This is a genomic window from Arthrobacter sp. 754 (assembly GCF_040548695.1).
Lineage (GTDB): Bacteria > Actinomycetota > Actinomycetes > Actinomycetales > Micrococcaceae > Arthrobacter.
Window position 1 is genome coordinate 1 of record NZ_JBEPSC010000008.1, and the last position, 21,548, is coordinate 21,548.

The following is a 21,548-nucleotide window of genomic DNA, read 5'->3' on the forward strand; positions in this document are numbered from 1 at the left end:
CGGGAGGGTGTGGGAGAGTAGGTCACCGCCGGAACATCATTCAGGCCAGGCCCCGAACACGAAAGTGTCCGGGGCCTGACCCATTTAAACACCCAACCCACCAAACGCTCTTGCACTACCCACACGAATCTTCCCAACGCTCCCGCAGTACCCGCAAAAACCCGGGGAACCCTCTCGCAGCAACTGCACCCACCCGGCAGCCGCCGCAGCACCCGCACCCACCCCGCCGACCGCCGTCGTACGCCAAAAACCAACACGGCACCCCGCCCAGACGGGCCCCACCTGCCAGAGCGTCGGCCCTAACACCGCAGCAACTGCCAGAGCGTCCGCTGGAAAGACGCAGCAACTGCCAGGGCGTGCGCTGGAACAGCACATCAGCTGCCAGAGCGTGTGGGGGAGGTGCAGAAGGTGAGAGAGCGTCCGCTACGGGCGGAATTCCCCGTGGAATCCTCCAAAAACCCGTGATTTAAGTCAAAAAGTCGCGGAAACACGCGGAATTTGCGGACCTCACGGGCCCAAGCTGGTAAGTTTTCGAACAGTGGCTTGCACGCATGCCGCGTTCAGGCTCCAGAATCGTGACCGTCCAGGAGGACATCAATGGCTAAGAACCGTAGTGAACTTGTTTCAGAGGTAGCAGGCAAGGCCGGCACCAGCCAGGCAGCCGTCAACTCCGTCCTCGATGCACTGTTCGAGGTTTTCGAGACTTCCGTCGCCGCCGGCGAGAAGATCACCATCCCGGGCTGGCTCGCAGTTGAGCGCACCGACCGTGCAGCTCGCACCGGCCGCAACCCGCAGACCGGCGAGACCATCCAGATCGCAGCCGGCCACAGCGTCAAGCTGACCGCAGGCTCGAAGCTGAAGGCTGCTGTCGCCAAGAAGAAGTAGTCTTCTTCAGCATTACAAGTGGAGCGGTGACCATGCGGTCGCCGCTCCACTGCTTTAACATCACCGGCCCTAGCCGGCCCTAGCCCGATTCGCCGCGGGGGCGCCGGTAGCGGACAATGGATAGGTGCCTTCCGCAGCAAAGTCCCGTCCCGCAGCACCGCAGCCCGCCCCTCAGAAGAGCGCGTCGGCCACGGGCGCCGGAACCCTGGGGATTTCCCGGCCGTGGCAGCTGGCAGGACTCGCAGCGCTTTTTATCGGGCTCGCAGCTGCCCTCCTCTTTTCCGGTGCCGCCGCAGTGCGCGATGTCTCGGATCCCGGAGCACTCGTGCGCTGGGGGCTTCCGGTGTGCAAGGCCATCCACAACATTTCCCTGGCAACAGTTGTCGGCGGATTGATTTTCGCCGTCGGCATCCTGCCCAGGACGTCCGGTCCGCGTTCGCGGCATCATGATGGCGAGGCTCCGGAGCACCCGGCCTTCGCCCGGGCACTGGCCATTGCTGCCGCTGCCGGTGCAATCTGGACGCTTTCCGCCATCGCCGTGCTGGTCCTCACCTATTCGGACGTAGCGGGGCAGGGCCTGTCCGGAGATGCCGAGTTCACCCGGGCCCTGGTGTACTTCATGACGGACATCGAGACCGGCCGGGCATGGCTCAGTGTCACCATCATTGCCGCCGTGGTGACCACGGCCCTGTTCGGCGTCAGGTCCCTGGGCGGCCTTGCCCTCACGCTGATCCTGACCCTGGCCGGACTGGTTCCGGCCGCACTGATCGGCCACTCCTCCAGCTCCTCGGACCACGAGGGCGCCATCAACTCCCTTGGCCTGCACCTGGTAGGCGTCAGCACCTGGGTTGGCGGCATCATCCTGCTGGCCCTGCTGTCCGGGATCCTTACGGGCCAGAAGGCGGGGACCCCCGCGGACATCACAGAACCCACGCTGCGGCGCTTCTCGTCCCTGGCCGGTTTCGCGTTCATCCTGGTCTTCGCGTCCGGAATCATCAACGCCAGCATCCGGGTCACCAACTGGAGCGACCTCTTCGGTTCGGCTTACGGCCAGCTGATCCTGGCGAAGGCGGCGGCCACCCTGTTCCTCGGCGGGATCGGCTTCATGCACCGCCGGTGGGTCATTCCCCAGCTTGGCCGCAAGGGATCAGCGTTCTCATCGCGCCGCGTTCTCTGGCAGCTGGTGCTTGTGGAGCTTCTCGTGATGGGTGCCACCTCGGGCCTCGCCGTCGCCTTGAGCCGTTCGGCACCGCCCCAGCCCACCACCTTTGCCCCTGACGCCTCGCCGGCTTTCATCCTTACCGGATACGAGCTGCCTCCGGAGCTGACACCCGGGCGCTGGCTCACGGAGTGGCGCCTGGACTGGCTCTGGATCGCCGTGGCGCTCTTCGGGCTGGTGGCCTACTTCCTTGGTGTTGCGAAAGTCCGGCGCCGTGGCGACAAATGGCAGTGGTTCCGGACCGTGAACTGGGTGATCGGACTGATGGTGCTGACGTACATCACCTCCGGGCCGCCCGCTGTCTACGGCAGGATCCTGTTCTCCGCACACATGGTGGACCACATGGCCCTGACCATGGTGGCGCCCATCTTCCTCGTCCTCGGTGCTCCCGTGACGCTCGCACTGCGGGCCTTGCCCGCCCGCGCCGACGGCTCCCGTGGCATGCGGGAGTGGCTGCTCGTGTTTGTTCACTCCAAGTTCTCCCAGCTGGTGACCCACCCCATTTTCGCGGCTGCCAACTTCGCCGGGTCCATCGTGCTGTTCTACTATTCGGAAGCCTTCGGGTTTGCGATGCGGGAACACGTGGGCCACGAGCTGATGATCGTGCACTTCGCCCTCACGGGATACATCTTTATCCTGAGCATGATCGGCACCGATCCGCTGCCGCGGCGTGCACCGTACCCCATGCGGCTGCTTCTCCTGCTGGCCACCATGGGCTTCCATGCATTCTTTGGCGTGGCCATCATGGGCGGGACCAACCTTCTGGCCGCGGACTACTTCGGCAACCTCGGCAGGGCCTGGGGACCGTCGGCGCTGCTGGACCAGCAGATGGGCGGCGCAGTGGCCTGGGGTATCGGCGAGGTGCCCACACTGCTGGTGGCAATCGGCGTTGCCATCATGTGGTCCCGCTCCGATGCGCGCGAGACCAAGCGGGTGGACCGCGCCGCCGACAGGAATAACGACGCCGATCTGACCGCTTACAACGATATGTTTGCCAAATTGGCTGAACGCGATGCCAAGCTGGCTGAACGCAATCCAAAGCTGGAAGGACGCTCATGAGCGATACCGTACGCACCCAACACCGGGTCCGCGCCTCCGAACTGGTGGGCCGCAACTGGCTCAACACCGGCGGCAAATCGCTGGACCTGGAAGCCCTGCGCGGCAAGATCGTTTTACTCGATTTCTGGACCTTCTGCTGCATCAACTGCCTTCACGTCCTGGATGAACTGCGCCCGCTCGAGGAGAAGTTCTCCGACGTCCTGGTGACCGTGGGAGTCCACTCGCCCAAGTTCGAGCACGAAGCAGATCCCGTGGCGCTGGCGGCCGCAGTGGAGCGTTACGAGATCCACCACCCCGTCCTGGATGACCCAGAGCTGGACACCTGGAAGGCCTACACGGCCCGCGCGTGGCCCACCCTGGTGGTCATCGATCCCGAGGGCTACATCGTGGCCCACCTCTCCGGCGAAGGCCACGCAGACGGCCTGGCCGTGCTCATCCCCGAACTGATCGCTGAGCACGAGGCCAAGGGCACGCTGCACCGCGGCTCCGGCCCCTACGTCGCCCCGGAAGCCACCTCCGGCACACTCCGCTTCCCCGGCAAGGCTTTGTTCCTGCCGGCAGGACGCGGCACTACCGCTAACGGCGCTTCCAACGGAACCCCCGACGGCGGCACTTCCGTTGCCGCCGCGGCCGCGCACGGCTCGTGGCTGGTCACCGATACCGGCCACCACCGCCTCGTGGAACTGGGCACGGACTTCCACACAGTGCTGGCGACATTCGGCTCGGGCATCAAGGGCCATGCCGATGGCCCAGCCGTCGCGGTCGACTCCGTCAAGCCCACCGCACAGTTCAACGAACCGCAGGGCCTGGTGCTGCTCCCGGAAGACCTGGCAGCAAAGACGGGGTACGACGTCGTTATCGCCGACTCCGTCAACCACCGCCTCCGCGGACTGTCCCTGGCGGACGGGACAGTCACCACGCTCGTAGGAAGCGGCGTGCAGCGCCTGCTCGAAACCGGGCCGGCGCGCGTGGACGAGGACGCCGCCGGGTTCACGGGGAAGCTCAGTGAGCACCCGCTGGAGGTTTCCCTCAGCTCGCCGTGGGACGTTGTCTGGTCCACCAAGCTCAACGCCGTGGTCATCGCCATGGCAGGTACCCACCAGATCTTCAGCTTCGATCCCCTGACGGGAGCCGTGGCCATCGTTGCCGGCAATGGACTGGAAGGCCTGCAGGACGGCCCGGCCCACGAGGCCTGGTTCGCCCAGCCTTCGGGCCTTGCCGAGGACGCTGACGGCAACATCTGGGTGGCCGATTCGGAGACCTCTGCGCTCCGCAAGCTGGTCATCGACGACGACGGCACGGTCACCGTGGAGTCCGCCGTGGGCAAGGGCCTGTTCGACTTCGGCTTCCGTGACGGCGCTGCCGCCGATGCCCGCCTGCAGCATCCGCTGGGCGTCACCGTGCTGCCCGACGGCTCGGTGGCCATTGCCGACACCTACAACGGTGCCGTCCGCCGCTATGACCCCGCCACCAAGACGGTGTCCACGCTCGCGCGGGGGCTGGCTGAGCCGTCGGACGTCATTGTGGACCACACCCAGGCGGCCGGCGCCGAGCCGCTGCTGATTGTGGTGGAGGCCAACAAGCACCAGCTGGTGTACGTGCCCATCCCCAAGGAAGCGCAGCAGGTGGACGAGGGCGCAGCCCAGACCCACCGGCCCAAGAGCCCGATTGCCCCGGGTCCGCTGGAGCTCACGGTCCGCTTCACCGCACCGACGGGCCAGAAGCTGGACGACCGCTGGGGCGATCCCACCCAGCTGAAGATCTCCTCCACGCCGCATGAGCTTCTTGTGGCCGGCGGAGGCACTTCAGTAGGGCTGCTCCGCACCCTGGAACTCGCCTCGGACATCCCGGAAGGCGTCCTGCACATCACCGCCCGCGCCGCTGCCTGCGACGGCCCGGAGACCGAGGACGGCGAGATCCCGGACCACGCCGCCTGCCACCTCTACCAGCAGGACTGGGGCATCCCCGTTCTCATGACCAACGACGGCGACACCGAGCTGGTGCTGGACCTGCGCGGAATGGACTGAACGCCGGCGTCGTGCTTTAGGCTGAAGGCTGTCTCCCGTGACCCCGTGTCACGGGAGGCAGCCTTTTGCGCGCCGGGGCAGGCCCCCACGGCCCTAGTAGGTCAGGAGCGGGGTGACCTTGATGGTGTCGCCGACGACGTCAAGCCGGGTGGTGAAGCTGAAGTCCACCTCTTCGTCGAGCGGGAACCAGGCGCCGGTGAAGGAGCTCTGCTGGACCGCTTCGACGTGGGCCTTCCCGTCCAGCGGGGCCACCACCCATCGGCCGTCGAACGGCTCGATGGAGATCTCCGGGTACTTCGTGATACGCCACTTGATGGTGCCATCGTCCACGTTGTTGGTGCTGGCGAAGTAGAAGGGGCAGTCCGGCTGCAACTTTTGCTGTTTGACCGCTTCGGCGGCGCAGGCGTCCAGGAACTCATTGACCTTCGCGCCGACGTCCTTCCGCAGCTGGTCCGTTGCCACTGTCAGCAGGTTCAACGGAGACGCCGGGACGTCGCGGGAGGTAACAGTTGCCCGGGTGGCGGGGGCCGCGAAGTACTGGCCGTTCAGTGATGCCTCGTATTCGCCGGGGTAAAAGACGGCGAACGTATTCCGGCCGCCGGGCATATTCACCGGCACGCCGTTGAGGGTGGCTTCGCTGGCGTTGACAACAGTCGCGCTCACCGTGGGCAGCTGCGACGGCACGAACGCCCACGTGCTGAAGAACAGCCATTCGGTGCCGGTCTTTTCCAACAGGAACTCGGTGCGCAGCCGGCTGCCGTCGATGGTGTACTGGACCGGCACCATCACCTGGTTCTCCGCCCGTCCCTCCGGGTTGCCGATAGTCACATTGGCCAACCGGGAGGCGGCCGTCTGCAGTGCGGTTCCGTCCAGCATGGCTGCGTTGCTTGGCGGCACGGTGGCCCGCAGAAGGCCCAGCGCCCTGCCGCCGTCACCGTCGTGCAGTGCGTCCAGATATTCCCGGACCGGCTGCTGCGGACTTGCCACGGTGTTGTTCACTACGTTGATGCCAAGGATGGCGCCAGCCACAGCAAGCATGAGGCCAAGCAGCCACCCGGCCGCTATCCTCACCAACGCCTGACTCATCTGCATTTCCCTTACGTTACCTGCAAGCCCGGTGAACACAGGAGTAGCCGCCGTCCCGCTGGGCGGGGATCGGCGGCTTCCTGATAGCCGACGGCGGGCATCCAGGCCCCGGGGCATCGTGCGGTTTTGCCTACCGGCGGCGCCGGGACGAGGTGCCGAACACGCCGCGGAGCAGTTCCCGGCCAAGCTGGGTGCCCATGGACCGGACCATGCTCTTGAGGCCGCCGCCCAAGGCCCCGCCCAGGGCTCCTGCCAGATCGCCCACCATTCCGCCGCCTGTTGGGGCTGCCGGTTCGGGTGCGCGCCGTCGGGGGGCACGTGCCGGAGCCGCATCAGGGCCGGCACCGCGCTCCGGTGCGGGGGCCGGACGGCTGCTGGGCCGGCCCAGGATCTCCTCTTCGATCCTGCGGGCCTCGGCATCGACGTCGGCCTGCCCACCGCGGGCGTGTCCTGCGGTTCCCGGGACCGGGGGCTCGCCGGGTGCGGCTTCGCCGGTGGATGCCGCGCCCTTGCCCGTGAGCTTCTCGTAGGCAGAGACGTTGTCCACCGCGGTGCCGTACTTGGCCAGCAGCGCCGATCCTGCCACAGTGCTTTTGACGAGCTCGTCGGTGCTCGGGCCCATGACGGATTCCGGGGCGCGGAGCCGGGTCAGCGCGACCGGCGTCGGGGCGCCCCTTTCGTTCATGACGGTGATGACTGCCTCGCCGATCCCGGCCGAGGTGAGGGTCTCCTCAAGGTCGTAATCGCTGACCGGGAACGTGGACACCGTGGCTTTCAGGGCCTTGGCATCCTCCGGGGTAAATGCGCGGAGGGCGTGCTGGATGCGGTTTGCCAGCTGGCCCAGGACGTCCGCTGGAACATCCTTGGGAGTCTGCGTAACAAAGAAGATCCCCACGCCTTTGGAACGGATCAGCCGGACCGTGGTGGTGATGGCGTCCAGGAAAGCCTTGGAAGCGTCGTTGAACAGCAGGTGGGCTTCGTCCAGGAAGAACACGAGCTTTGGTTTGTCCAGATCGCCGGCCTCGGGCAGGTCCTCGAAGAGGTCAGCCAGCAGCCACATGAGGAAGGTGGAGAACAGCATCGGCTTGGTCTGGAGCGTGGGCAGCTCCAGGCATGTGACCACGCCGCGGCCGTCCGGGGCCGTCCGCAGCAGCTCAGCGGTATCAAACTCAGGCTCGCCGAAGAACTTTTCCAGCCCCTGCGCCTCAAGGTTGATCAGTTCGCGCAGGATGACGCCGGCTGTGGCTTTGGACAGGCCACCCAGCTCCTCCAGTTCATCCTTGCCTTCATCGGAGGTGAGGAACTGGATGACCGCGCGGAGGTCCTTGAGGTCAACGAGTTCAAGGTTCTTCTTGTCCGCGAAGTGGAAGATCAGCTGGAGGCTGGATTCCTGGGTGTCGTTGAGCTCCATGACCCGGGAAAGCAGGATGGGGCCGAAGGAGGTGATGGTGGCCCGGACCGGGATGCCGTTCCCGTCCCCGCCAAGGGCAAGAAACTCCACCGGGAAGGTCTTGCCGGCCCACGCCTGGCCGATGCCGTCCGTGCGTGCTTTGAGTTTCTCGCTGCCGGTTGCCGCCGTGGCCAGGCCTGACAGGTCGCCCTTGATGTCCGCCAGGAACACAGGAACGCCGGCTGTGGACAGCTGCTCAGCCATCATGTGCAGCGTGACGGTCTTGCCGGTTCCGGTAGCGCCGGCCACCAGGCCGTGCCGGTTCATCATGGCAAGCGGCAGCCGGACCTGGGCTTCCTTGTGAAGTTCGCCGTCCACAATGGCGGCACCCAGTTCGATGGTGGCTCCTTCCAGGGTGTAGCCCTTCTGGATGGTGGCGAGTTTCTCTGCAGTGGTTTTGTTGGCCATGCGGTTTAGCTTATCGGGGGTGCCGGGAGATCCTTGGTGAAGGCGAGCGACTTTACGACTTCCGGATCCTCGTGGAGGTCGAACTGCGGCTCATAGCCGGACGTGAGGTACAGGTATTTGGCTTCAGGCTGCCGGGGACCGGTGGTCAGGTAGACGCGGGTGTAGCCCCGGCGGGCGGCCAGGGCTTCGAGTTCGGCCAGCACCAGCCGGGCCAGCCCCCGACGGCGGTGCGCGGAGTGCGTCCAGATCCGCTTGAATTCCGCCGTTGCCGGGTCGTAGAACCGGAATGCGCCACCGGCCACGGAGATCCCGTTCTCCTGGATCACCAGCAGCGCCCCGCCAGGCCCCTCAAACTCCGACGCCGGGTACCGGTTCAGCTCGTCCGCGGCGGCGCCGCGGCCAAACAGATCGCCGTAGCGGGAGTCGTATTCCACGGCGAGTCCGTCCAGGAGCGGCCGTACCCGCGGATCGTGCATGGGCAGATTCAGCACGGTCAGCGCCGCAGCATCGAGTGCGGCCGGTTCCCGCGGCGCGGTCACCTGAGCCGCCTCCGGGGTGCCCGGGGCGGGGGCAACGCTGGTCTCCAAGTCCATGCTTCAGGTCCTTCCGACGGCGGCTGGTTCGGCCAGCGGGTCCTGCCCGGCCGATGGAGCGGGAGACAGGCCAGCCGCGACGGTCAGCACGGCCCGGGCCAGGGCGTCGTTTTCGCGGAAAGGTGCGGCGTTGGTGCCGGGCCGGGCAAAGGCCCCCGCTCCCCAACCGGACGTTCCCGGACCAACAGCGAAAAGCCTGCCCGCTGCCCGCCCCTTATGATCCCGGAGCTCGTGCCGGTCCGAGACGAGCAGCTTTCCGGTGGAGTGGATGCCGTCCGCTGTGAGCAGCTGCTGTTCACTCGCCAGCCCGGACAGGTGCAGGGATGCAAGCAGCGGATTCAGCGAGCGGGTCACCGACGTGGCCGGCAGGCGCGCCTCGATGAAGGCCGTCGCCCGGACACTGAAGCCGGTCTGCGGTGAGCCTGCCACAAACTCTCCGGTGGCCTCATCCACAGTGACGGCGAGCCCGGGGCCCAGGAAGCTCAGCAGCCCGGCCCGGTGCAAGGCCAGCATTTCACGTAGCCGTCGGGGCGGCGGTCCGGAGTCGATAAAACTGAAGAAGCCGTGCCACCAGCCATGGACTGCCTGTTGCGAGCGGGCATTAAGGCGATCCGCCGGGACCAGCCGGCCCAGGTCCATGTACACCTTCAGCAAAGCCACGAACAGTGCCATGGTTTCGGGATGGTCCGGACCGTCGCGGAGCGCGAGGTCACGCTCGATGTAGCCAGCTACCCCTGCCTGGACGTCGGTGGTGCCGGCGAACTGCCGCCCGGTGAAAGGGCGGTCAAGTTGCTCCAGGTTAAGGCGCAGGGCGGGGTCGGGCACGGTCTCCGCGACCAGCTCCTCACGGGCGCTGCTGTACCAGTCGAGTTCCTCGAAACGTGCGGCAAACTCGGTCCAGCCCGCACCCACCCGTTCCGGACTGCCGGTGAACAGCTCGCGGTAGTAACCGTAACCGGCTTCCTTGGCGATGAGCGGCCACAAGTGGTCCTTGAAATCCAGCTCGGCGTGGCGTTCCAGCAGCGCGTCCAGGGCACCGGCGGTGAAGAACCGCAGTGGGCCGGGCGCCTCACCGCGAAGGGACCCGGAAATCTTGGAGTGGTAGGGCACCCCGCGACGCGAACCGGCCCAGAGCCTGGGCTCCCGTCCGGACGCGCGGTACCGCAGGCCGCCGTCGTGCGTTTCCTCGAACCGGCCGCCGCGCCCTTCCATCAGCAGCACCAGCAGGTCCACAAACGCCAGCCCCATCCCGGCGACGATCACGTCCTGGCCCGGGGCAAGGGCTGAATAGTCGACGTCGGTGGTGTAGCTGGGTGGCGCGTGGTAGCCGCCGTGCCGGGCAGCGAAGTCTGCCCACTTCTCCGACGCGGCGTCGGGCCGCGAGTCGGTGTGGCCGATCGCGGTGACCACGACGTCGGCCCGCAGGGTCCCGCCGTTCGCCAGCCTCACGAGGTGGGTGCCGTCGTCGGACGCTGTGTTGGCAGTGGAGGGACTGCCGGCGGGCTCGATTGCCACAGCAGTGGTGCGGTGGACCGTCAGCGAGCCACCAATGGCCGCAGCTGCCCGGCGGAAGAACCACTCCAGATACTGGCTGTTCAGCTGGCGGGTGGGAAACGTTGCCCCGGTGAGTGAGTGCAGCTGGTGGCGGAGGGACAGCGGAAAGTCAGGCACGTCAGTGATGGTGCCGTCCAGGACCCCGGCGGCCCACCCGGCCAGTCCGGGACCGTCCATGGCCGGACCGTCGCATTCCACGGAGGAGTCAGTGAACATGGTGACGTCCGCGGCCGCTGAGTTGAGCATCAGCCCGGGGTGCTGGTCGTAGCGCCAGATCCGCCCGGAGCCCGCTTCGTACGGTTCCACCACGTGGATGTCCAGGGGACCCGCGAACAGCCTGGCGCGGTTGGCGGCCATCCGCTCGAGTACCCCGGCGGTGCGCGGTCCGCCGCCGACAAAGACGACGGATGGGGCGCTCGCTGGCATGGGTACTCCTGATCGGGACGGTGTGCTGGCCTTGGGTTGAGTGCCCATGCTAGGCAGCCTGTCCGACGGCGGTCGAGGGGCCGGTAATGCCCGTTAACTCCGCGTCGCCGGGCGTTACGGAACGTCAAAAACCGACTCATGACCCCGTGCGAAGCCCGGTGAAGTAATGCAACCCGCCGCCTTGCTGCCTCTTTCCACGCCGCCCTAGATTTGCAGCCAGCACCCGGACCAACAGGCTCCGGCGACCAGGATGCGGATACATGCCGCGACGTACAAACAGCCAGTGAAGAAGCGAGGTGGCGCATGAGTTCAGCAGTAACCAAAGTGGCCCAGCCGGCAGAGCAAGCAAAAGCAGCAGGGCCAACCACCGGACCCCGGCAGCCGGCCACCGACTACTCCGGCTTCCCGCTGGTGGGCGCCAAGCACCCGTGGCGCTGGGTGGGGACGGCGGTGGTGGCCCTGGGCGTCTTCGGCATCGCTTGGTCCCTCGCCACCAACCCGCGGTGGGAGTGGGGCGTCGTAGCTCAGTGGTTCACCGCGCAGTCCGTGGTCAACGGCCTCCTGGAAACCCTGAAGCTGACCGCCATATCCGGGCTGCTGGGGTTTGTCCTGGGCTTCATCCTGGCGCTGATGAGGCTGTCCGCCTCGCCGCTGCTGGTCTCGGTGTCCTGGACGTTCTCCTGGATCTTCCGCTCCACCCCGCTGCTGGTCCAGATGCTCCTTTGGTACAACCTCGGTTACCTGTACGAGAAGATCAGCCTTGGCATCCCGTTCACGGACGTCCGTTTCTTCGAGGTCCAGACCACCACGCTGATCAGCCAGTTTGCCGCAGCTCTGCTCGGCCTGACGTTGAACCAGGCGGCCTATTCAGCCGAAATCATCCGCGGCGGCATCCTTTCCGTTGACCAGGGCCAGCTCGAGGCGGCAGCCGCGCTGGGCATCCCGGCCTGGCGGCGGTCCACCCGGATCGTCCTGCCGCAGGCCATGCGCGCCATCCTGCCCACGGCCTTTAACGAGATCATAGGCCTGGTCAAGGGCACCTCGATCGTCTACGTCCTGGCCTATTCCGAGCTGTTCTACACCGTCCAGGTCATCTACAACCGCACCCAGCAGGTACTCCCGCTGCTCTTGGTGGCCACGCTCTGGTACGTGGTGATCACCTCGGTGCTGAGCGTCTTCCAGTACTACATCGAGCGGCACTACTCCAAGGGCGCGGTGCGCAGCCTTCCCCTGACGCCGCTGCAGAAGGCCAGGAAATTCTTCGCCACCCACGCCGTGGCACCCAACCGCGCAAGGAGCCCCCGATGAGCACCGCCACCCAGAGCCTCCCGGAAGTTACCGCAGCCCCGGAATCCACCCGTGGCCTGGTGGAAATCACAAAGGTCCGGAAATCGTTCGGAACCGCCGAAGTCCTCAAAGGCATCTCCCTGACCGTTGAGCCCGGGGGAGTGGCCGTGATCGTGGGCCCCTCCGGCTCGGGGAAATCCACGCTGCTGCGCACCATCAACCATCTCGAAAAGGTCGACGGCGGCCACATCGCCATCGACGGGACGCTGGTGGGCTACCAAGTCCGGGGCCGGCGCCTGCACGAGCTGCGCGAGAAGGAGATCCTGAAACAGCGGACCGAAATAGGCATGGTCTTCCAGAACTTCAACCTGTTCCCGCACCTGACCGCGCTGGAGAATGTCACCGAGGCGCCCGTCGTCGCGCAGGGGCGTTCCAAGGAGAAAGCGCGCCGCCGCGGACTTGAACTCCTGGACCGGGTGGGCCTGAAGGACCGGGCCGGCGCCTACCCCCGCCAGCTCTCGGGCGGCCAGCAGCAGCGCGTGGCGATTGCCCGCGCACTGGCCCTGGACCCCAAGATACTGCTGTTCGACGAGCCCACCTCCGCCCTTGACCCGGAACTGGTCAACGAGGTGCTGGACGTCATCCGCGAACTGGCAAAGTCCGGCACCACGCTGATCATCGTCACCCATGAAATGGGGTTCGCCCGCGACGTGGCGGACACCGTGGTGTTCATGGACCAGGGCCAGATCGTGGAGCAGGGCAGCCCCCAGGAGATCTTCACCAACCCCCAGGAACCACGCACCCGGAGCTTCTTCTCCAAAGTGCTCGAACCGGCTTTCAACATCTAAAGGAACTCGCCATGGCATCTTTCACAAGCTTCCACCCCAGCGCAGGCCGCGTGCGCTCGCTGGCCGCGCTGCCCGCCGTCGTACTTCTTGGAACGGCAGCACTGTCCGCCTGCGCGGACCCGGGAGCTTCCGCGTCCGGCAGTGCGGTCACGACGGCGGCACGCAACGGCGTGGTCTATAACACCGCTCCGGACCAGCAGCGGATCCGGGCCGAGAAGGACGCGGCGCTCGCCGCCAAGGTTCCGGAGCTGATCGGCAAGGACGGCAAGCTGACCGTCGCCACCACCGCAGGGTCCATTCCGCTGTCCTTCCACGCCACCGATGACAAGACGCCGATCGGTGTGGAGCTGGACCTCGCCCAGCTCGTGGCGGACAAGCTGGGGCTGGAACTGGACATCCAGATCACGTCCTGGGAGAACTGGCCGCTGAAGACCCAGTCCGGCGATTTCGAAGCAGTGTTCTCCAACGTCGGCGTCAATAAGGACCGCGTGAAGCTCTTCGATTTCGCCACCTACCGGGCCGCATACATGGGCTTCGAGGCCAAGAAATCCGCCAGCTACGACATCAGGGGCGCGGACGACATCTCCGGGCTGAAGGTGTCCGTGGGTTCAGGGACCAACCAGGAGAAGATCCTGCTCGCCTGGAACAAGGAACTCGAGGGCAAGGGCAAGGCTCCTGCCGTCCTGCAGTACTACTCCACCGACGCCGACACCATCCTTGCGCTCTCCTCCGGCCGGACCGACCTGAACATCGGCCCTTACCCGTCCACCGTGTACCGCGAGAACACCCGCGATGACCTGAAAGTGGTCGGCAAGGTGAACGCGGGCTGGCCTTCCGAGACACTCGTGGCAGCCACCACGCTCCGCGGCAACGGCCTCGCTCCGGTGCTCACCGAGGCCCTGAACTCCGCCATCAGGGACGGTTCCTACGCCGAAGTCCTGGAACGCTGGGGACTCTCCGAGGAGGCGCTGCCGGAATCCAAGACTGTCACCGGGGAATCGTTCGCAGCCGCACAGGCTGCGGCCACCCAGCCCACGGCGACCCCCTTGGCGACCCCCTCGGCGGGGGCAAAGTGAAGTTCCAGGTCCCGGAAACAACCTCAACACCACAAGGAGCACTCATGCCTGCGCACACTGAAACCGCACCCTTCGCCGCAGCCTGGCAGGAGTGGCACGCCGCCCACGAGCGGCACCGCGCCGATCCGCACGGCTTCCTGGCCGTGACGCACCTGCACTGGCTGGGCAGCTCGGAGGCCCGTCTGGAAGGTGCCCCGGGCACCTGGACTGTGGAGAACGACGCCGTCCGCGTGGTTCTGGAGCCCGGCGAGACCCTGGAACGGGACGGCGAAGAGCTGAACGGTGCCGCAGGCGCGACGCTTACGTTTGGGCCCATTGCCGAACGCGGAGGCATCAACCTGGTTTCCGGTGAGCGGGTGATCGAGGTGGCCAAGCGCGGCGGCGAATACATCGTCCGGCCCCGGCACCCGAAGAATGCCCTGCTGACGGAATACACCGGGACGGCCGCCTACGCACCGGACGCCGGCTTTGCGCTGGCCGGTACGTTCGTGCCGTTCTCCGAACGGCGTCCCACCACGGTGGGCGCCGCCGTCGAAGGCATCCAGCACGTCTACGAGGCGCCAGGCGAGATCCGGTTCAGCCTTGCCGGAGAGGACCTCACGCTCACCGCCTTCAACGGCCATGCCCCGGGAACGCTGTCCGTCCTGTTCACCGACGCCACGTCCGGCAAGACCACTTATGCCGCCAACCGGTCCCTGGCTGTGGGCACGCCCGCTCCTGACGGCACCGTGCTGCTGGACTTCAACCGCGCTGTGAACCTGCCCTGCGCCTACACCGACCTGGCCACGTGCCCGCTGCCGCCCGCGGAAAACCGGCTCTCCGTGGCCATCGAGGCCGGCGAAAAGATTCCCTACGAACGTCAGGACCAGCAGTGAGCACAACAGAAGAGAACACCAGCCAAGCGGCGCGTGCCGGATTCCTGGCAATCGAGGTCGATGGCGCAGGGTGGGACGGCGGGGACTTCGCCGGCCTCGCGGAAGCCCTCCTTGCGGCCGAGTCGGCAGGATTCCACGCGGCCACGTTCACGGATGCGCCCGTTCCGGGCCGGGTCAACGCGCTGCAGCGCGCGGCTTACGCCGGACCGGTCACCCGCACCATCGCCCTGGTCCCCGAAGTGGACACCGTCTACACCGAGCCGTTCCACGTCTCCACCCAGCTCGCGAGCCTTGACTATGTCTCCGGCGGCCGGGCCGGGTGGATCGTCACCGCAGCGGAATCCCCCGAGGCTGCCGCCGCCGTCGGACGTTCGTCCGTAAGTGGCACCGCACTGGCGCAGGAAGCCGCGGCGTCCATCGAGGTGTCCCGCAGGCTGTGGGACTCGTGGGAGGACGACGCCGTGATCCGCGATGTTCCTACCGGCCGCTACCTCGATGCGGACAAACTGCACTACGCGGACTTCGAAACGCCTTCAGGCTTTGCCGGGCCGGCGTATTCCGTGAAGGGTCCGTCCATCATTCCGAGGCCGCTGCAGGGGCAGCTGCCGGTGATCGCGGCCGCGTCGCTGGTGGGTAGCGGGCAGGTTCCGGCCGACGCCGTTGACGCCGTACTGGTCACCGCGCCGACGCCGGAGCTGCTCGCCGCCGAGGTGCGTGATGTCCGGGAACGGCTGGGTGCTTCAGTGGCGGTCATCGCCGAGCTCGACGTCGTCCTGGACTCCCGCGGGCAGGCCGCGGATGAGCGGGTCGGGGGCTTAGCAGGCGGCTTGGCAGACGGCGCCGACGGCGGCCGGGCGCGGTACGCCGGCAGCGCCGCCGGCCTCACGGATCTCCTCGCGGAGCTTCTGAGCGAGGCCGACGGCGTCCGTCTCCACCCGGCGTCGCTCGCCCTGGACCTGGACGAACTTTCCCGGCTGGTCCTGCCGGAGCTTCGGCGCCGGGGCGCACTTCAGCCACCGGTGCAGGACAGTACCTTCCGCGACCTGCTGGGCCTGGCCCGCCCGGCCAGCCGCTATGCAGACTCACCCGCGGCCGCAGCCGTCGGAAACTAAGGGGAACGACCATGACACCGCACAGCCGTGCTAAATCCGATTCTTTTGTACCGTCGGGCAAGATCCAGTTCGGCGTCTTTTTCCAGGGCGTCAACTCCGGCACCATCTGGAAGGCGGCGGAATCGGGGTCCCAGACTGACTTTGACTCGTTCCGCCGCATCGCACAGACCGCCGAACGGGGTCTCTTCGCGGCGTTCTTCCTGGGCGAGGGACTCCGGCTGCGTGAACATCTGGGCCGCCCGCACGCCCTCGATGTGGTGGGCCGGCCGGACGCGCAGACCATGCTGGCCGCCCTCGCGTCAGTGACCAGGAACATCGGGCTGGTGGCCACCCAGAACACCACGTACAACGATCCTGCTGACCTGGCGCACCGGCTCGCGTCCCTTGACCTGATTTCGGGCGGCCGGGCCGCGTGGAACATCGTGACCACGGACAACGCCTGGACCGGGGCGAACTTCCGCCGCGGGGGATACCTGGACCACGCAGACCGCTACAAGCACGCCGAAGCGTTCGTCGAAACGGCCAAGCGGATCTGGGACTCCTGGGAAACCGCGCAGGGGCCCGCCCGCCGCGTGCTCCACGAGGGCCAGCACTACACGGTGGACGTGACGCCGCGACTGCCCCGCAGCGCGCAGTACCGCCCCGTGCTCTTCCAGGCCGGGGACTCGCCCGAGGGCCGCAACTTTGCGGCCCGCCAGGCGGATGTCATCTTCTCCGCCCACCCCAAGTTCGACGACGCCGTGGAGTTCCGCAAGGACCTGGTGGCGCGCTCGCTGGCGGCTGGCCGTGGCGCCAACGCCGTGCAGATCATGCCGGCCAGCGAGTTCATCCTGGCGCCCACCGCAGAGGAAGCGGCGGAGAAGAAGGAGTGGGTGCGGAGCCTGCAGATCGGTCCGCAGCAGGCGGTTGCTTACCTGGAGCAGTTCTGGGGCCGCGAGCTGTCGGAGTACGATCCCGACGGGCCGCTGCCGGACATTGACCCCGTGGTTGAGGAGACCTCCGAGACCCGCGGCAGCGGTTTCCACGGCGCAAAGGCCCGCCAGCTGGCGGACCAGTGGCGGGCGGAAGCCAAGGACAAGGGCCTGTCCATCCGCCAGTTCGTCACGTCCAAAACGGCCCGCATCGATGCCACCTTCACCGGTTCGTACACGGCTGTGGCGGACCAGCTGGCAGAGTACGCCCGCGTGGGTGCCGTGGACGGTTTCAACATCTCGCCCTGGCTGATTCCCACCGGCCTCGACGACATCGTGAACCACCTGGTGCCCCAACTGCAGGAACGCGGTGTCTACCCCACGGAATTCGCGGGCAGCACGCTGCGCGAAAACCTTGGGCTTCAGACGCCAGTGCGTACTGCTGACGAGACCGCTGGGGCGGTCCGCGCGTCATGAATGCGGATCGCCTCAACGGGTGGTTGCGTCGCCGGTTCCGGACCGCGCGCCGCAGCTTTCCTATGGTGTCCGACGACGGCGGTAGGGCGAGTGCCGCCGTCGACAGGTCCCTGGCGGGCGTCACGTTGCAGCTAACGGTGTGGGAGCAGCGGCTGTAGGGGTTTTCGTCACGTGTGGTGTGTCATCCGCGGCCGGCGGTGCCAGCTCACGAACGTGGGCGGCGCAGGCCGGGGGATGCTGGCGAGATCCGCGCCGGGCCGTCGTCGTCGTAATTCCAGAGCGAGGGCTTCCTGCCCGCGGGCCATCGCCCAACGATGGTTCGCGGAAAAGGCGGGCCTGAGCAGCCAGCTGAGCCGGCGCAGCAGCGGTTTGGAGGCACTGACCCGCCAGTCATAGGTGATCACCGTTTCCGGCCCGTCCTGTTCGAAGGTCCAGCGTCCGGTGCCGTTGAGGTCGCCCTGGGCGGAGAGTGCGAGTCCTTTTTCGGTGATGGGCTCGGTGACGGTGAGCTGCCACTTCAGGGTGTACGGCAGCCAACCTTTGGTGTGCAGGGAGAACGTCTTTGCACTGCCTTCCGGGTTGTCTGGATCCAGGGGCGCAACCCTCAAATACACCGAGGGCCACCAGCGGGCCAATGCCCCGGCATCACCCAGAATCTCCATCACCTCGTGCGGGGTTCCGGCGACGCGCCAGACGGTCAGGAATTCGTAGTCACTGCTGCTTTTGGAATTGCCGACCACTGCTGCCTCCACGATCCACGGCAAGGGATAGTTGGCCCAGAGTACTCACGCCGCTACATGTGGTCAACGGCGGATCCCCGCACCGCTGCTGCAGTACGGGGATCCATTCGTCGGCAGGTCCCCCTACTTCTTGGGCAGGCCTGCCGGGTTCAGTTCTGACTTCGGGATGGCTTCCGAAGACAGCCCCCAACGGTCCAGGATCTTGGCGTAACTGCCGTCCCCGATGAGGTGGTTCAGGGCGCCCTGGGCTGCTACAGCCAGACCGTTGCCTTTTTTGGTGGTGAAGGCGATTTCGGCTTTCAGCGGCCAGCCGCCGTCGAGCGTTCCCACCTGTTTGGTCTTGCCGTCCTTGGCAGCCTTGTACGCGGCGCCGGCGTTCGGTCCGAACGTCAGGTCCGCACGGCCGGACTGGAGGGCCAGCGTGGAGGCGGAGTCGTCGTCGTAATATTGGAACTCAACCGGCGCGAGGCCCTTGGCCTTGTTCTCGTCGTCCCACCGCACCAGGATCGCCTCCTGGTTGGTGCCCGACCCGACGATAACGCGCTTGCCCGCCACGTCCTTGGCTTCCTTGATGTCGCCGATGGTCGAGTCGGTTTTGGCGTAGAAGCCCAGCAGGTCGTTCCGGTACGTGGCGAAGTCGAACTTCTCCTTGCGCGCTTCGGTGACGGTGACGTTGGAGAGGACGGCCTCGTACTTGGCGGATTCAATGCCCAATGGCCAGTCGGCCCATGCCACCGGAAGCACCTCGACCTCCAGCCCCAGCGATTCGCCCACTGCGTAGGCGATGTCCACCTCGCTGCCGATGAGCGTCTTGTTGTCCGTGGCGAACAGGCTCAGGGGAGGCGTGCCGCCGGTGGACACAACGGTAAGTTTGCCGTCCGCTTTGATGGCATCCGGGACCAGCGCCGCGGCCGCGGCGTCCACAGTCACCTTGACGCGGTCCTGCTCGGGACTCAGATTGAAGCCTGTGGCGGCCGTGCTGGTGGAAGCGCCCGACGACGGTGCTGACGCCGCCGTCGCGCCGGGGTCCGAGCAGGCGGCAAGGGCCAGCAGCGAGGTCACCGCCATCGCTGCCCCGAGTGCCGGTTTGGTCTTGAATGCGGCCATGATTTCCCCTTGGAAGTTCGTGAGTGTTGCACCGGATTTGTGCTTGTGGCAGCAACTATCCGGGAGGGCAGGCGCGGGATCAAAGACCGCCGAAACGGTGCGATACCGGGAGTAACGGCCGTTAACCGGGCGTCAGGGGCGGTCACAATCCAAGTAGTGCTCCGGGTGGTGCCTGACGAATGTGAGTACTCGCGCAAAAAAGACAGGTGCCCATTACGCGTGTTCCCCTTGGCCGCGGCAATTACGGTGAAACTACGTTGCGTCCAGGCCGGCCGCAGTGCCATGAGGGAGGGCATTTCTATGAGATTTTCAGCGGTAAGTGTGGGCGCGGGACCGGGCAGGCAGCCCCGGCGCGCAGGGTTCAGGGCGGCGGCTGCGGTAGCGGCCGGAAGCCTGCTGTTGGCGAGTGCGGGGGTGGCCTACGCGGACGACGTTTTTAACTCGCTGGACAGCGATATTGATGCCGTGGCTGAGGTCATGGCCCTTAATGTCGGAGGGACACCTGGAAATACAGTTCTGGCTGTCCAGCCAACCGGTGGGGATGGCAAGTCGGGCTGCAATCTGACAGGGTCGACCACCCTTTCAGTGAACCTGAGTTCCAGCAACACGGCAGTTGCTACGGTCTCGCCCAGCATTGTCACCTTCAACTCCTGTGGTGCAACACGGACGCTGACGATCACAGCTGTTGGCCCCGGATCCGCCAGCGTTACGGCAAGCCAGCGGAGTAATGATACTGGCGCCGGGTTCAACTTCGCTCCGGCTGGCTTCACCGTTAATGTGACTGCCCCTGCCCCGTCCAACACCGCCCCGGTCCTGACGATTGACGGTGTTACAAGCGGCGCTTCCTATGCCAAGGGTTCCGTCCCCACCGCCGTTTGCACCGCGACTGACGCTGAAGACGGGATAATCACTCGCCCAATAACCCTCAGCGCCATCACTGGCGCGGATGCCGCCTACGGCGTCGGATCCCAGGAGGCCTCATGCGATTACACGGACGCTGGCGGCCTCTATGTCAAGAGCTCGGTGACCTACAGCATCACCGACGCCACGGCGCCCGAGATCAACTACACGCTTAGCCCCATTGCACCTGATGGCGACAACGGGTGGTACCAGAGCGCTGTAGCCCTGGCCTGGACGGTGACTGACGGCGACTCCCCGAGCACCATCCACCTCGATGGATGCGTCGACCAGCTGATCACCGCGGACCAGACGTCAACGGATTACACGTGCTCCGCTACAAGCAGCGGGGGAAGTGACGGTCCCGTGAAGGTTTCGATCAAGAAGGACGGCACCGCACCAACGGTCAGCAACGCCGCCGGCGCAACCGGCACATTGGGCAAGAACGGCTGGTTCACCTCGAACGTGACAGCTTTCTTCACGGCCACCGACGCTACCTCCGGACTGACTACGAACGCGAAGTCGGCGACCTCCGAAGGCCAAGGAGCCGGCGTATCTGTTGCGAGCCCCATTTTTTCGGACGTCGCCGGGAATTCCTCCGCGGCCGGTGCTGCCAGCCAGTCTTTCGATATCGATTGGACCGCTCCCAACGTCACATACGTCAGTGTTAGCCCAACAACTCCCAATGCCAACGGTTGGTACAAGGAGGATGTTGTAGCCACGTTCGCCGGCAGCGACCTGATATCGGGACTGGCATCACCGGCAACGCTGACGGCCACTTCGACGGGCGAAGGCTCGGCGGTAGTGGTTGAAAGTCCCGTCTTCGAAGATATGGCTGGCAACACCAGCGCTGTGGGGGCAGCAAAATCGGGCGAACTCAAGATCGACAAGACTGCCCCGACAGCCACCTTTGATTCAACCACCGCCGATGTCTACTACGGCTCCACCCCGGTCTTCCCGACCTGCACGGCTTCGGACTCATTGTCCGGTCCGGCAAGCTGTGTTGTCACCGGAGGGGGAACGGCGGTCGGCACCCACACGCTGACAGCCACCGCGACTGACATGGCCGGCAATACGGCGGAGGCAACGCAGACGTACAAAGTAAATCCCTGGACAATCAAGGGCTTCTACCAGCCGATCGACATGGGAAATGTGCTGAACACCGTCAAAAACGGCAGCACCGTTCCGGCGAAGTTCGAAGTGTTTGCGGGCGACAAGGAGATCACGGACCCGAGCCTGATGAAGTTTTCGATGGCGCCGATAACCTGCTCGCTGGGCTATCTCACGGATGACGTCGAAACGACCTCAACCGGCAGCACCGTGCTCCGCTACGACGCCACGGCCGGGCAGTTCATCTACAACTGGAAGACGCCCTCTGTGGCGGGCAGTTGTTACCGGCTCACCATGTGGGCCGGAGACGGCTACTCCTCCATCAGCGCCAGCTTCAAGCTGAAGTAGGAACGAATACCACCAGACAGGAGAGGCCCGGCCATGCGGCCGGGCCTCTCCTG

16 protein-coding genes are annotated in these 21,548 nt (G+C 66.1%); 10 read left to right on the forward strand and 6 right to left on the reverse strand.

Going from position 1 to position 21,548, the window contains the following annotated elements:
• Window positions 1-597: 597 nt before the first annotated feature.
• The 3 genes from ABIA70_RS19740 (at window position 598) to ABIA70_RS19750 (ending at window position 5,190) form a co-directional block, all read left to right on the forward strand.
• Window positions 598-885, forward strand: coding sequence for an HU family DNA-binding protein (locus tag ABIA70_RS19740; RefSeq protein WP_056341443.1), 288 nt, complete (start codon window positions 598-600; stop codon window positions 883-885).
• 124 nt (window positions 886-1,009) lie between these two features.
• Window positions 1,010-3,163 carry a bifunctional copper resistance protein CopD/cytochrome c oxidase assembly protein gene (locus ABIA70_RS19745; RefSeq protein ID WP_354149284.1) on the forward strand — a complete coding sequence of 718 codons (2,154 nt, stop codon included), beginning with the start codon at window positions 1,010-1,012 and terminating at the stop codon, window positions 3,161-3,163.
• Complete coding sequence (locus tag ABIA70_RS19750; RefSeq protein ID WP_354149285.1) at window positions 3,160-5,190, forward strand: NHL domain-containing thioredoxin family protein; 2,031 nt, start codon at window positions 3,160-3,162, stop codon at window positions 5,188-5,190. The genes ABIA70_RS19745 and ABIA70_RS19750 overlap by 4 nt, the downstream gene beginning before the upstream one ends.
• Before the next feature lie 93 nt (window positions 5,191-5,283).
• On the opposite strand, the gene ABIA70_RS19755 is transcribed toward ABIA70_RS19750, so the two are convergent.
• The 4 genes from ABIA70_RS19755 to ABIA70_RS19770 form a co-directional block, all read right to left on the reverse strand.
• Window positions 5,284-6,276, reverse strand: a complete 993-nt coding sequence (locus ABIA70_RS19755) for a hypothetical protein (protein WP_354149476.1) — start codon at window positions 6,274-6,276, stop codon at window positions 5,284-5,286.
• 130 nt (window positions 6,277-6,406) lie between these two features.
• Complete coding sequence (locus ABIA70_RS19760; RefSeq protein WP_354149286.1) at window positions 6,407-8,134, reverse strand: helicase HerA-like domain-containing protein; 1,728 nt, start codon at window positions 8,132-8,134, stop codon at window positions 6,407-6,409.
• Window positions 8,135-8,139: 5 nt separating this feature from the next.
• Entirely contained in the window at window positions 8,140-8,610 is a 471-nt protein-coding gene (locus ABIA70_RS19765) for a GNAT family N-acetyltransferase (protein WP_354149477.1), read from the reverse strand.
• A 120-nt stretch (window positions 8,611-8,730) separates the two neighbouring features.
• Complete coding sequence (locus ABIA70_RS19770; protein WP_354149287.1) at window positions 8,731-10,707, reverse strand: FAD/NAD(P)-binding protein; 1,977 nt, start codon at window positions 10,705-10,707, stop codon at window positions 8,731-8,733.
• Window positions 10,708-11,010: 303 nt separating this feature from the next.
• Between ABIA70_RS19770 and ABIA70_RS19775 the strand changes: the two genes are divergently transcribed.
• The 6 genes from ABIA70_RS19775 to ABIA70_RS19800 are packed head-to-tail and all read left to right on the forward strand — an operon-like array spanning window position 11,011 to window position 17,293.
• Window positions 11,011-12,015 (forward strand): amino acid ABC transporter permease, encoded by a 1,005-nt coding sequence (locus ABIA70_RS19775; protein WP_354149288.1) that lies wholly within the window; start codon window positions 11,011-11,013, stop codon window positions 12,013-12,015.
• Complete coding sequence (locus ABIA70_RS19780; RefSeq protein ID WP_354149289.1) at window positions 12,012-12,842, forward strand: amino acid ABC transporter ATP-binding protein; 831 nt, start codon at window positions 12,012-12,014, stop codon at window positions 12,840-12,842. The genes ABIA70_RS19775 and ABIA70_RS19780 overlap by 4 nt, the downstream gene beginning before the upstream one ends.
• 11 nt (window positions 12,843-12,853) lie before the next feature.
• The gene (locus ABIA70_RS19785) at window positions 12,854-13,918 is read left to right on the forward strand and encodes a transporter substrate-binding domain-containing protein (RefSeq protein WP_354149290.1); all 1,065 of its coding nucleotides are present in this window, start codon (window positions 12,854-12,856) and stop codon (window positions 13,916-13,918) included.
• Window positions 13,919-13,962: 44 nt separating this feature from the next.
• Window positions 13,963-14,793 carry a DUF1684 domain-containing protein gene (locus ABIA70_RS19790; protein WP_354149291.1) on the forward strand — a complete coding sequence of 277 codons (831 nt, stop codon included), beginning with the start codon at window positions 13,963-13,965 and terminating at the stop codon, window positions 14,791-14,793.
• On the forward strand, window positions 14,790-15,905 hold the full coding sequence (locus ABIA70_RS19795; protein WP_354149292.1) for an LLM class flavin-dependent oxidoreductase: 1,116 nt from the start codon (window positions 14,790-14,792) through the stop codon (window positions 15,903-15,905). The genes ABIA70_RS19790 and ABIA70_RS19795 overlap by 4 nt, the downstream gene beginning before the upstream one ends.
• A gap of 11 nt (window positions 15,906-15,916) precedes the next feature.
• The gene (locus ABIA70_RS19800) at window positions 15,917-17,293 is read left to right on the forward strand and encodes an NtaA/DmoA family FMN-dependent monooxygenase (RefSeq protein ID WP_354149293.1); all 1,377 of its coding nucleotides are present in this window, start codon (window positions 15,917-15,919) and stop codon (window positions 17,291-17,293) included.
• Window positions 17,294-17,460: 167 nt separating this feature from the next.
• Here ABIA70_RS19800 and ABIA70_RS19805 read toward each other — a convergent pair whose 3' ends face one another.
• Window positions 17,461-18,033, reverse strand: a complete 573-nt coding sequence (locus ABIA70_RS19805) for an SRPBCC family protein (RefSeq protein WP_354149294.1) — start codon at window positions 18,031-18,033, stop codon at window positions 17,461-17,463.
• Window positions 18,034-18,156: 123 nt separating this feature from the next.
• Window positions 18,157-19,140, reverse strand: coding sequence for an ABC transporter substrate-binding protein (locus ABIA70_RS19810; protein WP_354149295.1), 984 nt, complete (start codon window positions 19,138-19,140; stop codon window positions 18,157-18,159).
• A gap of 300 nt (window positions 19,141-19,440) precedes the next feature.
• Between ABIA70_RS19810 and ABIA70_RS19815 the strand changes: the two genes are divergently transcribed.
• The gene (locus ABIA70_RS19815; RefSeq protein WP_354149296.1) at window positions 19,441-21,495 is read left to right on the forward strand and encodes a PxKF domain-containing protein; all 2,055 of its coding nucleotides are present in this window, start codon (window positions 19,441-19,443) and stop codon (window positions 21,493-21,495) included.
• The last annotated feature ends 53 nt before the right edge of the window (window positions 21,496-21,548 follow it).

What these genes read in the sequence shown, in the direction of transcription:
- ABIA70_RS19755 (WP_354149476.1), bottom strand. Translation starts at nt 6,276, where the DNA reads ATGAGTCAGGCGTTGGTGAGGATAGCGGCCGGGTGGCTGCTTGGCCTC.
- ABIA70_RS19815 (WP_354149296.1), top strand. Translation starts at nt 19,441, where the DNA reads ATGAGATTTTCAGCGGTAAGTGTGGGCGCGGGACCGGGCAGGCAGCCC.
- ABIA70_RS19780 (WP_354149289.1), top strand. Translation starts at nt 12,012, where the DNA reads ATGAGCACCGCCACCCAGAGCCTCCCGGAAGTTACCGCAGCCCCGGAA.
- ABIA70_RS19790 (WP_354149291.1), top strand. Translation starts at nt 13,963, where the DNA reads ATGCCTGCGCACACTGAAACCGCACCCTTCGCCGCAGCCTGGCAGGAG.
- ABIA70_RS19770 (WP_354149287.1), bottom strand. Translation starts at nt 10,707, where the DNA reads ATGCCAGCGAGCGCCCCATCCGTCGTCTTTGTCGGCGGCGGACCGCGC.
- ABIA70_RS19810 (WP_354149295.1), bottom strand. Translation starts at nt 19,140, where the DNA reads ATGGCCGCATTCAAGACCAAACCGGCACTCGGGGCAGCGATGGCGGTG.
- ABIA70_RS19750 (WP_354149285.1), top strand. Translation starts at nt 3,160, where the DNA reads ATGAGCGATACCGTACGCACCCAACACCGGGTCCGCGCCTCCGAACTG.
- ABIA70_RS19740 (WP_056341443.1), top strand. Translation starts at nt 598, where the DNA reads ATGGCTAAGAACCGTAGTGAACTTGTTTCAGAGGTAGCAGGCAAGGCC.
- ABIA70_RS19785 (WP_354149290.1), top strand. Translation starts at nt 12,854, where the DNA reads ATGGCATCTTTCACAAGCTTCCACCCCAGCGCAGGCCGCGTGCGCTCG.
- ABIA70_RS19765 (WP_354149477.1), bottom strand. Translation starts at nt 8,610, where the DNA reads ATGCACGATCCGCGGGTACGGCCGCTCCTGGACGGACTCGCCGTGGAA.
- ABIA70_RS19760 (WP_354149286.1), bottom strand. Translation starts at nt 8,134, where the DNA reads ATGGCCAACAAAACCACTGCAGAGAAACTCGCCACCATCCAGAAGGGC.
- ABIA70_RS19775 (WP_354149288.1), top strand. Translation starts at nt 11,011, where the DNA reads ATGAGTTCAGCAGTAACCAAAGTGGCCCAGCCGGCAGAGCAAGCAAAA.
- ABIA70_RS19800 (WP_354149293.1), top strand. Translation starts at nt 15,917, where the DNA reads ATGACACCGCACAGCCGTGCTAAATCCGATTCTTTTGTACCGTCGGGC.